Annotated in this window: 12 protein-coding genes and 1 pseudogene; 11 read left to right on the top strand and 2 right to left on the bottom strand. The window is 44.4% G+C overall.

What is annotated here, in order from left to right:
- Positions 1–30: 30 nt before the first annotated feature.
- From fsa to C0Q44_RS19720, 3 genes are all read left to right on the top strand, one after another.
- Entirely contained in the window at positions 31–696 is a 666-nt protein-coding gene (gene fsa, locus C0Q44_RS19730; RefSeq protein WP_105408949.1) for a fructose-6-phosphate aldolase, read from the top strand.
- Positions 697–761: 65 nt separating this feature from the next.
- Complete coding sequence (gene gndA / locus C0Q44_RS19725; protein WP_105408948.1) at positions 762–2,180, top strand: NADP-dependent phosphogluconate dehydrogenase; 1,419 nt, start codon at positions 762–764, stop codon at positions 2,178–2,180.
- A 257-nt stretch (positions 2,181–2,437) separates the two neighbouring features.
- Positions 2,438–3,538, top strand: a complete 1,101-nt coding sequence (locus C0Q44_RS19720) for a metallophosphoesterase (RefSeq protein WP_105408947.1) — start codon at positions 2,438–2,440, stop codon at positions 3,536–3,538.
- Between the two features lie 37 nt (positions 3,539–3,575).
- Here the strand turns inward: C0Q44_RS19720 and C0Q44_RS19715 are convergent, their stop codons facing one another.
- Positions 3,576–4,073 (bottom strand): stalk domain-containing protein, encoded by a 498-nt coding sequence (locus tag C0Q44_RS19715; protein ID WP_105408946.1) that lies wholly within the window; start codon positions 4,071–4,073, stop codon positions 3,576–3,578.
- A gap of 392 nt (positions 4,074–4,465) precedes the next feature.
- Between C0Q44_RS19715 and licT the strand changes: the two genes are divergently transcribed.
- From licT to C0Q44_RS19695, 4 genes are all read left to right on the top strand, one after another.
- Complete coding sequence (licT, locus tag C0Q44_RS19710; RefSeq protein ID WP_105408945.1) at positions 4,466–5,308, top strand: BglG family transcription antiterminator LicT; 843 nt, start codon at positions 4,466–4,468, stop codon at positions 5,306–5,308.
- 153 nt (positions 5,309–5,461) lie between these two features.
- On the top strand, positions 5,462–7,390 hold the full coding sequence (locus C0Q44_RS19705) for a beta-glucoside-specific PTS transporter subunit IIABC (protein ID WP_105408944.1): 1,929 nt from the start codon (positions 5,462–5,464) through the stop codon (positions 7,388–7,390).
- Between the two features lie 47 nt (positions 7,391–7,437).
- Positions 7,438–8,901, top strand: coding sequence for a glycoside hydrolase family 1 protein (locus C0Q44_RS19700; RefSeq protein WP_105408943.1), 1,464 nt, complete (start codon positions 7,438–7,440; stop codon positions 8,899–8,901).
- Between the two features lie 169 nt (positions 8,902–9,070).
- A complete protein-coding gene (locus tag C0Q44_RS19695) occupies positions 9,071–9,637 on the top strand; it encodes a 5' nucleotidase, NT5C type (protein ID WP_105408942.1) in 567 nt (188 codons plus the stop codon).
- Positions 9,638–9,688: 51 nt separating this feature from the next.
- Here C0Q44_RS19695 and C0Q44_RS19690 read toward each other — a convergent pair whose 3' ends face one another.
- Positions 9,689–10,573 (bottom strand): AraC family transcriptional regulator, encoded by an 885-nt coding sequence (locus tag C0Q44_RS19690; RefSeq protein WP_105408941.1) that lies wholly within the window; start codon positions 10,571–10,573, stop codon positions 9,689–9,691.
- A gap of 19 nt (positions 10,574–10,592) precedes the next feature.
- Between C0Q44_RS19690 and C0Q44_RS19685 the strand changes: the two are divergent.
- The 4 genes and pseudogenes from C0Q44_RS19685 to C0Q44_RS19675 all read left to right on the top strand — a co-directional run.
- Positions 10,593–12,973 (top strand): annotated as a pseudogene (locus C0Q44_RS19685) (family 78 glycoside hydrolase catalytic domain); the annotation flags it as partial.
- A complete protein-coding gene (locus C0Q44_RS31565) occupies positions 12,974–13,429 on the top strand; it encodes an alpha-L-rhamnosidase C-terminal domain-containing protein (protein ID WP_308737451.1) in 456 nt (151 codons plus the stop codon). It abuts the pseudogene before it with no gap.
- Between the two features lie 377 nt (positions 13,430–13,806).
- Positions 13,807–14,895, top strand: a complete 1,089-nt coding sequence (locus tag C0Q44_RS19680) for an acyltransferase (protein ID WP_181151086.1) — start codon at positions 13,807–13,809, stop codon at positions 14,893–14,895.
- A gap of 167 nt (positions 14,896–15,062) precedes the next feature.
- Positions 15,063–15,623, top strand: a complete 561-nt coding sequence (locus C0Q44_RS19675) for a DEAD/DEAH box helicase family protein (RefSeq protein WP_105408939.1) — start codon at positions 15,063–15,065, stop codon at positions 15,621–15,623.
- Positions 15,624–15,658: the final 35 nt, after the last annotated feature.

Here is a 15,658-nt window from a genome sequence, read left to right as displayed (position 1 = left end):
ATACTAAAGTATATCTGGAGGTAATGAATCATGAAATTCTTTATCGATACAGCTAACGTGGATGATATTCAAAAAGCTTATAAAATCGGCGTATTGTCCGGTGTAACAACGAACCCTTCTTTGGTAGCCAAAGAAGGCGTGAAATTCGAAGATCGTATCGAAGAAATCCTGCGTTTGGTACCTGAAGTTGAGTCCGTATCTGCGGAAGTAACACCAGATGCTCTTACTGCTGAAGAGATGATTGCCCAAGCAGACGAATTGATCAAAATTAATAACAGCGACAAAAACATTACCATCAAACTGCCAATGACACTTGCAGGTCTTGAAGCTTGTCGTTACTTGACCAAAAAAGGTGTGAAAACCAACGTAACGTTGATCTTCACGGTCAATCAGGCGCTTCTGGCTGCACGTGCGGGTGCAACATATGTATCCCCATTCCTAGGACGTCTCGATGATATCTCCGAAGATGGCGTACAATTGGTTTCCAAAATTGCTGAATTGTTCCGTACACATAGCCTGGATGCTCAGATTATTGCGGCTTCCGTAAGACATCCGGATCACGTTACACGTGTAGCGATGGCTGGAGCGCATATTGCTACGGTTCCATTCTCCGTTATTGAACAGATCTCCAAACACCCGCTGACCGATCAGGGTATGGACAAATTTGCAGCTGACTGGAAAAAAACAGTACAGTAATATGTAATAATTCATCCGTTTTAACAACATAAAATATATAAATAATGGAGTATTGGGAGGACATAATGAGTAAACAGCAGATTGGTGTTATTGGATTGGCAGTAATGGGTAAAAACCTGGCTTTCAACATTGAAAGTAAAGGTTTCTCGGTAGCGGTATTTAACCGTTCCCCGGAGAAAACTCATGATCTTCTGAAAGAAGCAGAAGGTAAAAACCTGATAGGTGCATTCTCCATCGAAGAATTTGTGGCGTCCTTGGAGTCGCCGCGTAAGATTCTGATCATGGTACAAGCGGGTAAAGCGACGGATGCAACCATTGAGCAGCTGCTTCCTCATCTGGATCAAGGCGACATTATTATCGATGGAGGTAATGCTTACTTCCCCGACACGCAACGTCGTAGCAAAGAGCTGGAAGGCAAAGGTTTCCGCTTCATTGGTGCAGGTGTTTCCGGCGGGGAAGAAGGCGCTCTGAAAGGCCCTGCAATCATGCCGGGTGGACAAGAGAGTGCTTATCAGTTGGTTGAACCGATTCTGACGGCGATCTCGGCCAAAGTTGGCGATGATGCTTGCAGCACGTACATCGGACCTGACGGTGCCGGACACTATGTGAAAATGGTGCATAACGGTATCGAGTACGGAGACATGCAGTTGATTGGTGAGGCTTACCATTTGCTCAAATCCGTATTGAACGTTTCCGTAGAAGAGCTGCATGAGATCTTTACGGAATGGAATCAAGGAGAGCTGGACAGTTACCTGATCGAGATCACAGCAGATATCTTCTCCAAATACGATCCAGAAACCGGTAAACCTATGGTTGACGTGATTTTGGACGCTGCTGGACAAAAAGGAACAGGTAAATGGACAAGCCAAAGTGCGCTGGACCTCGGCATACCCTTGTCCATGATTACGGAATCCGTATTCTCCCGGTTCTTGTCTGCGATGAAGGATGAGCGTGTAGCAGCAAGCAAGATCTTGAATGGACCAGCGACGGAAGCATTCTCTGGCGACAAAAAAGCATTCATCGAGAATGTGCGTAAAGCACTGTTTGCAAGTAAAATCGTATCCTACGCACAAGGATTTGCACAGATGCGTGCAGCATCCGATGAGTACGGCTGGGATCTGAAATACGGCAACATTGCTATGATCTTCCGTGGCGGCTGTATCATCCGTTCGCAGTTCCTGCAAAACATCAAAGAAGCGTATGACAAAGACGCAGAACTCAAAAACCTGCTGCTTGATCCATACTTCCAAAATATCGTTGAGTCTTATCAAGGTGCTTGGCGTGAAGTTGTAGCGGCTGCTGTAAAACAAGGTGTTCCGGTACCTGGCTTCTCCAGCGCACTGTCTTACTACGACAGCTACCGTACGGAGCGTCTGCCAGCCAACTTGCTGCAAGCACAACGTGACTACTTCGGTGCTCACACATTCCAACGTGTGGATAAAGAAGGTTCATTCCACTTCCAGTGGATGGACACGAACGAGTAAGATTCTAGTACGAAGAAGGGCATTCCCGCGGTCGTTCATGACGACTGTGGGAATGTCTTTTTAGTTCTAGCAATGATATTGGGCTAGGTGAGTTAGATATCTAGAAATTAAGTATCACCAAATTGTAATAAAATGTACCTATCTAAAGATAGCAAACCGGTGTTTGAACTCCTGCTTTTACGTTATACTTGTTCAGACGGACTTGTTCGTTATCAGAGTTCAGCATACAACTTATTGACGTGGAGGTTAGGCCAGGCATGTTCGTATTAGTAGGTATATTATTTGTGGTAGTATATGGTTTATTAGTATTCTACATAGGCAGGAGCGGCTGGAGTTGGATGAAACCTGTCGTGTCAGCCAGATTTCGATGGTTGTATATTATAGCGCTTGTATTTCTTGCTTTTTCTTTCATTTTGGCACGATTGTTTGGCAGCATCTCTTTTCTCAGTATCATCGGTTCCTACTGGCTTGCGATTTTCTCGTTATTATTGCTAATTCTGCCTGTAGTTCATTTGACACTGTGGTTACTGAGATTAACCCGAATTCCTAGACATCATGCACACAAGTGGGCAGGTGTTGCTACCCTCGTATTGTTAATTTCAACACTGGGTTATGGCATTTTTAACGCCTACAGCCCGGTAGTGAGAACATATAACATTCAGATTGATAAAAAAGTAGAAGGTGTAGACAAGCTCAACATTGTCATGGCTGCCGATATGCACTTCGGGCTTCTATCTGGTCCTGCACATGCCAAACGCATGGTGGAGGAGATCAATGCACTGAAGCCAGATCTGGTGCTGTATCCTGGAGATATCATTGATGACAATCTGGAAGTGTATCTTAATAGCGGAATTGCTGACATTATCAGTGATATTCAGGCTCCGTACGGCGTCTATGCTTCGCTCGGGAATCACGACAAGTTCGATGGTCCGATTGAAGATCTGATTGCTGCGCTGGAGAAGAGCAACATGCAAGTTCTGTACGATGACAAGATCGTTCTGGATGACAAAATCACCCTGATTGGACGGAAAGACCGGACAGAGAAGGATCGGGCAGAAGTAGCTACATTAATACAAGATACGGACTTAACCCAACCGGTACTTATGATGGATCACCAGCCGTATGATCTGGATATTGCGGAGCAAAACAATGTAGATCTGGTCGTATCCGGTCATACCCATCGTGGTCAGATTGCGCCGGCTCAGTTCATCACACAGGCTATTTACGAGAATGATTGGGGTTATCTGCAAAAAGGTTCTATGCACTCCATCGTAACCTCCGGATTTGGCTTCTGGGGACCTCCGATTCGCACAAGCAGTCGTTCGGAGATTGTACAGATTAATGTAACGTTTCAGTAAGGACAAAAGGCCCTTCGAGAGAAGGGCCTTTTAATAACTATAGTTTTACCATTTTCTTGGATTTGAAGTTCCATTCGTAGACTTCTCCTGTGTACATGTGTATGTAATAAAGGCCATAAGTTACTTCATGTGTTTCTCTGTCAGAGTATGAACGCATTACATAATAATCTCCGTCTTTTGGTTCCTCACCAACAGTTAAACTATACATATCGATTTCTTTTTTTATTTTTTTATATAACAGTTCAAACGCTTGATTTCCTGTTAATTTAATTTGTGGTTGTTTGCCGATGTACAGATTGTTTGACTTTAAAGCTACGTTCTCACCGAGTGCAGCACTTATACTTCTAACGGGTACATATGTAGTGTTGTTAAAGGTTATTGCATTAGCTGTCGACTTCTTTGTTCCGTCTACATAAATATTTACTTTCTGTAGTAAAGCTTTTATTGGCGTTCCTGATGCTGCATAAGCTGTAACTCCTGTAAGCATTGATCCAATTGTGATACCAATGAGTAATCCTTTTACTTTGTCCCTCACGAATAAATCCCCTTTATTCTAAAATTATTTACTACAATGTAAATCATTTCTCTATTTAAGGTGAAAATTCCTTCAAAACATTTACTTTAGTTATAATCTCATTCGATTCAACCGATGAGTCGCTGGGAATATTTCGTTTGAATCTGTATCAATATGTGAATATTAAAACATATGTGCCCTTAAACACGGAACATAGGGAAATGACTCAAGTAAGGGAAGAAAGTTGAATATCAATGGCAGTATTTGTGGTTGACACCGTTTTCAGGTTATGATAGATTAGATCCGAGGCTTGTTACCGGTAATGCGGGCAAAACCACTATGGAAATGATTCTATTATTTCTGTTTTGGTTTTGCCCTTTTTTATTCCTCAAAAAAAACCAGGTGGGTCCATAATGATTATTAAACAGATATTTAATAACAATATTGTCAGTACCGTGGATGACAAAAATCAGGAACTGCTGATCCTCGGCCGGGGTATCGGATTTAAGTTCAAGGCAGGCGATGTAATTGATGAAGAGCGGATCGAGAAGGTCTTCCGTCTTCAGGATGCATCGATCTATGAAAAATTCAAATCCATCGTAGCTGAAGTGCCTATTGAAATTCTGCAGGCAACAGATGATATTGTGACACTGGCACGAACGCAACTGAACAAAACCATCAGTGACGGGATCTATGTCTCGTTGTCTGATCACATTCACTTTGCCGTTCAACGCTTGGAAAAAGGAATGATTACTCGAAATCCACTCTCCTGGGAAGTTCAGCATTTCTATAAGGCGGAGTATGATGTGGCCAGAGAAGCACTGACCTTGCTGAAGGAAAGACTGGATATTGAGTTCCCCAAAGATGAAATCTGCAATATTGCTTTGCATTTCATCAATGCGGAAGTGAATGATTCCATGAACGATGTCACCCATCTAATGCAGCTGTTGCAGGAGATTATGAATATCGTCAAATATCACTTTAACATCGAATTGGACGAAGATAGTGTCAACTATTTCCGCTTCATCACCCATTTGAAATATTTCTGCCAGCGTGTCATTACACATTCTTCACATGACGATGCCGAGGAGTATTTGTATGAAGTGGTTCGGAAAAACTATCCGGAGACTTTCAAATGTATTGGCAAGATCGAGACTTTTATCCATAAAAACTATCAGTATGACATGACCCACTCCGAGCAGTTATATCTTACGCTCCATCTGGAGCGTCTGATGAAACCTAAGCGGGACATCTAACATGTTGAACCTTAGTCAGTATGGAGAGTCATACACAACATCATATCTATGGGCTTGTTACTGTTCAATCAGGCAATACCCGAATGAAAAGGCGTGATGATCTGCGCTATTCGTTCGGGTATTTTTTATTGGAAAAATAAGGAGGGAATCAACATGAAACATCAGGAAACGGCACAGGAAATCATTAAAGCCGTTGGGGGAACCAACAATATTAACTCGGTGTATCACTGCGTCACTCGACTACGTTTTGATCTGAAAAGTAATGACAAGGTCGATAACGGCTCACTCAAGAAATTGGATATGGTCATGGGAACCAATATTTCCGGCGATCAATTCCAGGTCATTATCGGTAATGATGTGGCAAAAGTATTCGATGCTATGGTGAAGGAACATCCGGCAATCCAGCAAAGTACAGAAAATAAAGAGCCAAAGTCGGATAAAAAACAAAATGTAGTGCTGAATATTTTTGAAACAATCGCAGGCGTCTTTGCTCCGATGCTTCCAGCGATTACTGCGGCAGGTATGCTCAAGGGATTACTTGCCCTATTCGTGTCCGTAGGTTGGATGTCTGCTGGAACGGATACGTATCGTATTCTTTCAGCCATTGGTGACGGCGTATTCCACTATCTGCCTTTACTGATTGCAGTCAGCGCTGCTCGTAAATTCGGCAGTAACCCGTTTGTCGCGATTGCGCTAGGTACCGCACTGATGTACCCGGATATGGGTGCGCTACTGTCTAGCGGTGAATCAGTTGCGTTTCTCGGCATTCCGGTTACAGCAGTAAGTTACGCTTCATCGGTCATCCCGATTTTACTCGCGGTATGGTTGATGTCCTATGTTGAGAAGTGGGTTGACCGCGTTATTCCTGCTGCACTCAAGCTATTGCTTGTGCCACTGATTACATTGCTTGTTATGGTTCCAGTGACGCTGATCGCGATTGGTCCGTTGGGTACATTTGTAGGTAGCGGATTGTCTGGTGGTATCAACTGGCTCCTGAATGAAGGCGGATTGATTGCAGGTATTGTTCTTGGCGGCGCGATGGCGCTCATTATTATGACAGGAATGCACTATGCACTCGTGCCAATCATCCTGAGCAATATTGCTACACTGGGCTTCGATAAATTCTTGCCATTGACCTTTATCTCCAATATGGGTCAGGCTGGTGCAACACTCGGCGTATTCTTCCGGGCAAAAGATAAAAAACTTAAAACCGTCGCATTGTCCACGAGCTTTACAGCTCTGATGGGTGTGACAGAGCCTGCCATGTACGGGGTTAACATGAAGTATAAAAAACCGTTTGCCGCAGCCATGATCGGTAGTGCTGTAGGTGGCGGATTCGCTCTTGCCTTTGGAGCAAAAGCTTATGTACTTGCGGGTAACGGTGGTCTCCCAGGTCTGCCTTCTCTGATCGGGCAAACCTTCTGGTATTCCTTTGGTGGCATGATTTTGGCCTTTGTCGTGGGTACGATTATGTCTACGATATTCGGCATTAAGGAAGAGGAAGGCGACGCTGAGGCATTGGCTAAATTCTCGCCTGGAGCTTCTACAGCGCCAGCGGCAGTAGCTTCCAAGGGTACTACGACAACTATGAATGTAGATGTAGATAATATGGGTACTCCCACGCCGACGAGTAATGCGATTGCATCTGCGCCGATGACAGGACGAGCAATTCCGCTTCGTGAAGTAAATGACCCGACATTTGGCGATGAATTGATGGGCAAAGGGGTAGCTTTTGTACCCACGTTGGGCGAACTGGTATCTCCGGTCTCAGGGACGGTTATGAACGTGTTCAAAACCAAACATGCTATTGTTGTTCGCAGTGATAACGGTATGGAATTGTTGATTCATGTGGGAATTAACACGGTGAAGCTACGCGGACAGTATTTCGAGGCACATGTCACTTCAGGTACACGGGTACAAGCTGGTGACCTTTTGCTGACATTTGAACTCGATCAGATTGCCAAAGAATATGACATTACAACTGCAATGGTTGTAACCAACACAGCGGATTATCAAGAGATCGAACCTGTTCAATTGGGCGACATCAAGATGGGTCAAGATGTGCTGAAGGCTAATATGTAATAAATAAGACATCGTCAAACGAATGAACAAAAGAAGGAGAGATAGACATGATGAATCGACAAGGATTTCCCGAAGGATTTCTATGGGGCGGTGCTATTGCCGCCAATCAGGCTGAAGGTGGATTCGACGCTGGCGGCAAAGGATGGTCCACGGCGGACATGGTTCCTTATTTTGAGAAAAAGGATTACACCAACCTTAGAGAATTGATGCATGTCACCAGTGCAACCGTTGAGAAAGCCATGGCACATCATAGTGCGGAGGGTTATCCGAAGCGTTACGGAATTGATTTTTACCATCGTTTTAAAGAGGATATTGCGTTGTTTGCCGAGCTGGGCTTCAAGACTTTCCGTCTGTCCATCAACTGGCCGCGCATTTTCCCGAATGGTTATGATGCTGAGCCGAATGAAGAAGGGTTACGCTTCTATGACGAAGTGTTCGATGAACTCCGCAAATATGGTATCGAACCCCTCGTAACACTCTCGCATTATGAGATGCCGATGTCACTTGTGTTGAAATATAACGGCTGGGCAGGTCGCGAAGTCATTGGACATTTTGTGAGATATGCTGAGACGGTGATGACCCGCTACAAGGACAAGGTTAAATACTGGTTGACATTTAATGAGATTAACACAACCATTATTGAGCCGTTCACCGGCGGAGGTATCATTGAAGATCGGGTCGATAACACGATGCAGGCTTCTTATCAGGCACTTCATCATCAATTCGTAGCCAGCAGCCTAGTGACAGAGAAGGCGCGTCAGATTAACCCGAACTTCCAGATCGGATGTATGCTCGCCCGCATGATTCATTATCCGGCAACCTCGAAGCCAGAGGATGTGCTGCAAGCTCAAATCGACAATCAATTGAACCTGCTGCATACGGATGTACAAGTTCGCGGCAGTTACCCAACGTTCATGGCGCGGTATTGGGCAGAGAACGGGATTACCATTGCCATGGAACCGGGAGATGAGCAGATCCTGCGTGAGCATACGGTTGATTTCATCTCATTCAGTTATTACACATCCCTGGTATCCGCAGTTAATCCAGAGGAATATGGAGTAACTGGAGGCAACCTGTACAGTACGATTAAGAACCCGAACCTTGAGCGTACGGAATGGGGATGGCAGCTTGATCCGATCGGTCTGCGCATTGCATTGAAAGAGCTCTATGACCGTTATCAATTGCCATTGTTTGTAGTGGAGAACGGGCTTGGAGCGAAAGATACGGTTGAGGCAGACGGTTCCATCAACGATGATTACCGTATTGATTATCTCAGAAAACATATTACACAGATGAAAGAAGCCGTAATGGATGGTGTTGATCTGATGGGTTATACCAACTGGGGAGCCATTGATATCATTAGTGCATCCACCTCGGAAATGTCGAAACGTTATGGCGTCATCTACGTTGATCAGGACGACAACGGTGAGGGCACATTGAATCGGTATAAGAAAAAGAGCTTTGGCTGGTACCAAAAAGTCATTGCCTCGAATGGTGAGAATTTGGAATAGTCCATTTAATAAGGCGCACTCCGGTCGCAGCTATTGCGGCGCAGGGGCGTCTTTTGGTATAAAGGAACATGTTTGGACTCCTTCATTGCATGGGAACTCCAACGTAAAAATGATGACTTCATGACACTCAGGGTGATATACTGTGTTCGTATTGGGGGAGGGGATAACGATGAAAAAACCGATTATCGCTGTGGATATGGATGACACGATATGTCAACTGGTTAAGCGAGCCATTTATCACAACAACCTCAACTTCCCGACCCATCTGCTTCGCTATGAGGATATGATTCATTGGGATACATCCCACTTGCGTCATCCGGAAAGCACTCATGATGTATTTTACGGTCGGCCGGGTCTGTTCGAGGAATTGGAATTATACGATGAGTATGTTGTCGATGAGATGCGGAAGCTGAACGATGCTTATGATGTCATTGTTGTGACGGCAGCAGAACCAAGAACCGTTGTTGAGAAATGGAACTGGCTCCAGCACCATATGCCTTTTATAACAGCAGAACAGTTTATCACATGCAAAAGAAAAAATCTGCTTGGTTTCGATCTGCTGATCGATGATGGAGCACATAATCTGATTCCTGCGTATGAGGATGGCAAAAAAGTCATCTGTATTCCGCATCCGTGGAATATACAGGAGCGAGAGCAATACAACTTTCCGTTGATGACTTCATGGAAAGATGCCAAGGTATACATAGATGAAGTATTGCAGGTTGTGAATGTCTAATGGTTTAAAAGTACGAATGTTCTAATATCTTAATGTTTGAAAATTGCTTGTTCAAAATCCAGAGTGCTGTGCTCTGGATTTTTTGCGATATAGAAGCGGTGTCTCACCCGTTATTTTTTTGAACACAGCGTAAAATGAATCCATGTCCCGGTAACCGACAAGCTCTGCAATCAGACTTACTTTGTGCTGTGAGCTCTTGAGCAACTCACAACTTTTTTGGACGCGAAGATGTTGCAGATGATTGCTAAAGGTCTGTCCGGTATGACGTAGAAACATTCGTGCAATCTGTTTTTCACTCCAGCCCGATACCCGTACAAGATCAGACATCTGAACACGATTGCTTACGTGTTGCTTGAGATAGCGAAGGATAAACTCAAAATCCGTGGAATGACTTTGTTTATCTTGGACATCTTGATAAAGATGTCTATAGGTCGTCAATACCAACTGGGTTGCCAGCATGTATAACATGGTTGACGAACCGATCCCGGGAACGGAGAATTCACGGTACAGCTTCAGCATCAATTCTTCAATCTGGTTGTTGTGATCCACAACGGAGATGTAAGGAACCTGATTTTGCTCCAGATTCATCAGATGTTGTATAATTTCTTTTTCCTGAATGGTGGCTGTCAACCTGTTGATCAAAACAGTATCAAAAAGACAATTATATATAATTAACGGATTTTCATTCGTGTTAGTACTCGCAGGACGGAACACATGAGGAACACCGACAGGAATGACAAATAACATACCTTTAGTTACCGGAATCACATCTTCGGCTACGTGATGAAAGCCCTTACCTTCCGCTACATAACTGTACTCGACGAAATCATGTGTGTGAAACGGTAGCACAAAATCTTCAGAGCAACGATTGACGAAAAGCTGTAGATGATTATTCAGAAAGGTTTCACTCTTCATTCGTTGAACAGACGGATTCATAAGTAACCTCCTCCCACAGATGGCTGAATCACCGGATAAAACAGTCTGGATTACCGGGTATTTACTGCAACGGAATCGATATAATTATATCATAACCCGATGGGGAAGCCACCATGGAAAGGACGAGTTGCTGATGATGTTCAACGTTAATCACCTTCGCTGTGAGTACAGAATTAATCCGATTGGCCTGGATGTAGAATCACCGAGATTAAGCTGGCAATTGCAATCCGATCGTCGAAACTGCATACAATCCGCTTACAGAATCCAACTGTCCCTGACAGAAGAGTTCGATGAAACGGTATGGGATTCAGGCGTGCAAAACACGGATCAATCCATACATGTGGAATTAAACCATTTTCAACCTTTACCACGAACGCGATATTACTACCGGATTAGGGCTCTTGATGATGCCGGAAATGATACGGGCTGGTCCGAGATCGCTTACTTCGAGATGGGACGTATGGATAGACATAACAAGTGGGAAGCAGAATGGATCACAGCATGCCATAAGGAGGATGAGAATACTTCTTGCCCACGTATGCGCAAAACATTCGAAGTGAGGCAGCCAGTAGCATCCGCCAGAATATATGTGACCGCACTTGGTTTATATGAGCTGCATCTGAACAACACAAGAGTAGGAGAAGATTTTTTTACACCAGGCTGGACTTCATATCGTAAGCGGTTACAATATCAAACCTATGATGTTACACCCTTGCTTCAGGATGGACAGAATATATTAGGTTCGTATTTGGCTGATGGCTGGTATCGAGGCTATCTGGGTTGGAACAAAGAACGGGAGGTATTCGGATCAACATCCGCATTGCTGCTGGAACTTCATATGAAATATGCGGACGGATCAGAGGAATGTATTATATCCAATGGGGATTGGTCGGCTACTTCAAGTGCCATTCGTATGTCGGACATCTATATGGGCGAAATCTACGATGCGCGAATGGAGTCTGATTGGTCGGATTCATCTCAAGCGAGCTGGTCACCCGTGAAAGTGTTGGAGTATTCCAAAGATATGATCGTTGCACAGGAAAATGTACCTGTCACCAAGGTAGAACAGTTACAACCGATCGCCTTGCTGACAACACCCCAGGGAGAATGTGTAATCGATATGGGTCAGAATATGGTGGGGTGGGTGAGATTCAGCATTCAAGGTGAGGCAGGTCAGATGGTCGAGCTGCACCATGCTGAAATATTGGATCATGAGGGCAATTTCTACACCGATAATCTTCGCGACGCCAAGCAGTGCATCCGTTACACGCTAAAGGGAGGTGGAGTGGAAACATTTGAACCCCATTTTACGTTTCAGGGATTTCGCTATGTGAAGCTGATCGGTTTCCCCGAACAACTTCTTCTGGAGCAATTCACCGGAATCGTGCTGCACTCGAATATGGAGAGAACAGGTCATTTCTCATGCTCAAGTCCGCTCGTGAATCAATTGCATCACAATATATTATGGGGGCAAAAGGGTAATTTCCTTGATGTTCCGACAGACTGTCCGCAGAGGGATGAACGGCTCGGTTGGACCGGCGATGCACAGATGTTTGTCCGGACCTCTTCCTATCTGATGAACACGGCTCCTTTCTTCACCAAATGGTTGCGGGATTTGAAGGCAGATCAGGGAGAGGATGGGGCATCCCTTTTTTCGTTCCTGATCTGAGAAGTTCCACGTCAGAGGGGTGGGGAGACACGAATCATTCTTCCGCCGCTTGGGGTGATGCAGCAGTTATCTGTCCATGGACCATCTATGAGATGTATGGGGATGCCAGATTACTGGCCGAGCAATATGAGAGTATGAAACGGTGGATCGAGTACATTCATGTGCAGGGTGACGATCCGTATCTGTGGAACACGGGATTCCACTTTGGCGATTGGCTGGGGCTCGACTCCAAGCCCGATAGTTATGTTGGTGCAACGGACACGGATTATGTGGCGACTGCATTCTATGCCTATTCGGTTTCGTTAACTGCTAAAGCAGCCAAGGTACTTGGGAAGACAGACGACACAGAATATTACAATCAGTTGCATAGTCATATTTTGGATGCATTTCGAAATGAGTTCGTGACTCCAGCTGGCAAAATTGCAGTCCCAACGCAAACTGCGCATGTTCTTGCTCTTCAATTTGATCTGCTGGATGAAACTTCGCGGATGCGTGCAGTTGAACAATTGGGCAAACTTGTGAAAGAGGCGGAGAACCATCTTACTACGGGCTTTGTAGGCACGCCTTATCTAAATCCGGTGCTGAGTGACGCGGGTCTTCACGATCTGGCGTATACATTACTTTTTCAAGAGGACTATCCGTCCTGGCTATATCAGGTAACTCAAGGTGCAACAACAGTCTGGGAACACTGGGATGGGATCAAAGAGGATGGCAGTCTCTGGAGTTCGGACATGAATTCATTCAATCACTATGCCTACGGCGCGATTGGGGAATGGCTGTACCGCTATGTTGCTGGAATCCGCTCGGATGAACATCAGCCAGGATTCCATGTTGTGCATATTGAGCCACAACCAGGGCCAGGACTGGATTGGGTAGAAGCAAGCATGGAGACGATGTATGGTCAAGTCACTTCGAGCTGGCATCGGTTGGCGGACAACGAAATGGAGATACGGGTGCATTTTCCTGCTAATACGAAAGGTACCGTTCGTCTTCCTGGGGCAGGTACACAGATCGTTCTGGAGCATGGGGAACCTTTGGATCAGGTAAGTGAAGTTCAGGGTATTCGGAGCATTAAGAACGATGTCCAAATCACACTGGGATCTGGAAGTTACCAATTCACATACAAGTATTCTACTACGAAGAAAGAACGGAACGTGCAGGAGCCTACATTGACAGAGTCCGTATAATAATAGAATAAGCGGAAAGCTGCACTTAAAGAGGATCTGCCTACACGCAGGTCCTTTTTCGAACTTGTTTAAAAGTTGAACAACAAAAGGAGCATAACCATGGTAAAACTTACAATCATAGATGCACCTTGAGCCTTCCAAGAGAGTTATTCTTCGAAATGGTGGCATCCGTGATGAAGACTATGTGGATCAGATGGTAACGTTGTCGAACGATTTTGGGTTAATAATGTCGAATAATGCAGAAAAATGATGTAATATAGCAAAAATAATATAGATTATGATTGTAAAACCCTCGCGTGCTGATTAAAATGAAGCTTAGAATCTGGATTGCGGCCGGAAACTATCATCCCATATCAGTCACAAGTGAGGTTATCTTTATGAATCAACCGGTTAATCGGCCCCGGCGTATTGAGTATCTGGATCTCTATCGTGCTTTTGCCATTATGGCAGTGGTAGCCATTCATGCGACTTCAACAGCAGTTGCGCATTACCCCAAGCATACGCTCGATCATGATGTGTATTACTTCTGGAATACATTTCTGCAATTCGCTGTCCCAGCGTTTCTGTTCCTTTCTTCTCTGGTCTTGTTTTACAACTACAGTTCCAAGGTGAACGAGAAGGGTTGGATGCTTGCTTTTTATAAAAAGCGTCTACTCTATGTTTTTGTGCCCTATTTGGTATGGTCCCTCATCTATTTTGTCATTAAACAGCTGCTTGCGGGCAAGGAACCCTGGACACATGGAATTCAGTTTGCCAAACAACTAGTGATGGGAACGGCTCATACACACTTGTACTTTTTTCTGATTATCCTTCAGTTTTATGCCGTTTTTCCATTGCTTCTGTCGCTTACACGCCATCATCTGTTTCATAGGTACTTGCCATTATTCTTTATTGCTGCCCAGGCCATATTCTATGCATTGCATTTGCAGTTTCACTTCGAACGAACAGGTAGTTTGCTACCCAGTTATTTGATTGTGATCGGATTTGGCGCATGGATTGGGCTAAACTTTGAGTTGGCATTGAAGAAACTGTATACCTTCCGTTATGCGCTTATAGCTGCATTGTTGTGTGGAGGTGCCATTTTTATATATGGTAATGCGTATATCAAAACCGCTTTCGCTTCATACCCGGTGGTGACCTATACGGTGCTGTTCCTTTTCCGAAATCTGTTTACTCTCTCAGCCTGCTTGCTCCTGTTGATCTTATGTGAGCGAATGGGAACAAGAAAGCATACCGAGGTTCGTAAAGCGACTCGTGTTCTGGATTCTCTGGGTGCAGTTGCGTTCGGTGTATTTTTAATGCATCCACTCGTGTTGCTCTTCTGGAGACGTGAACTCACAGATGAACTGGCCAGGCATTTCAGTCTTGGTATTATTTTATCTTATGTTGTGGCGCTCCTGATCTCATGGATCTGCACGATTGGATTGCGACGGATGAAGTGGGGATGGGTACTGATTGGACGTTAAGTCAGGATAAATATATATAATTTAAGGTAAGAGGTTTCAAGTGTTCCATCTAACATGGAGGGGAACACTTGAGACCTCTTTTTTATTTGTTCTAAAGAAGGTATCCTAGTTAAATGTCCATAAAATTCAAATAATGGAATGAACACTACCCTGACAGGAGTGATGAAATGAAATTAGTTATTATTTTTGGTCCGCAGGCTGTGGGCAAAATGACGGTTGGGCAAGAACTGGAGAAGATAACGAATCTGAAATTATTTCATAATCATATGACGATTGAACTGGTGTCACCTTTTTTCAATTATGGTACGCCTCAAGGTAAAAGACTGGTGAGATTGTTTCGTGAAGAGATTTTTCAAGAGGTCGCCAAAAGTAACCTGCCGGGTCTGATTTTTACGTTTGTATGGGCCTTTGATCTGGAAGAGGACGGAGAGTATATTCGCCAGATCAGCGAAATGTTTGCATCAAACGGAGCTCAGGTCTGCTATGTGGAACTGGAAGCTGATTCATCGGAGAGACTGGAACGCAATAAGAGTCCGCATCGCTTGCTACATAAGCCAACGAAGCGTGACACGGAGTGGTCTGAACAAGATCTGCTCGATAGTATGAAGCAATATCGATTGAATTCCGAACCGGGAGAAGTTACGCATGAGCACTATATTCGGATTAATAACACACACAAGAGCCCGGAAGAAGTATCACATCTGATCCTGGAACGATTCGACTTATAGCCAAGCATTTGGAAGATCAATTAGCGGAATCTTTG

The organism is Paenibacillus sp. PCH8, assembly GCF_002968835.1.
Classification (GTDB): Bacteria; Bacillota; Bacilli; order Paenibacillales; family Paenibacillaceae; genus Paenibacillus.
This window is presented reverse-complemented; position numbering and strand designations above follow the sequence as displayed.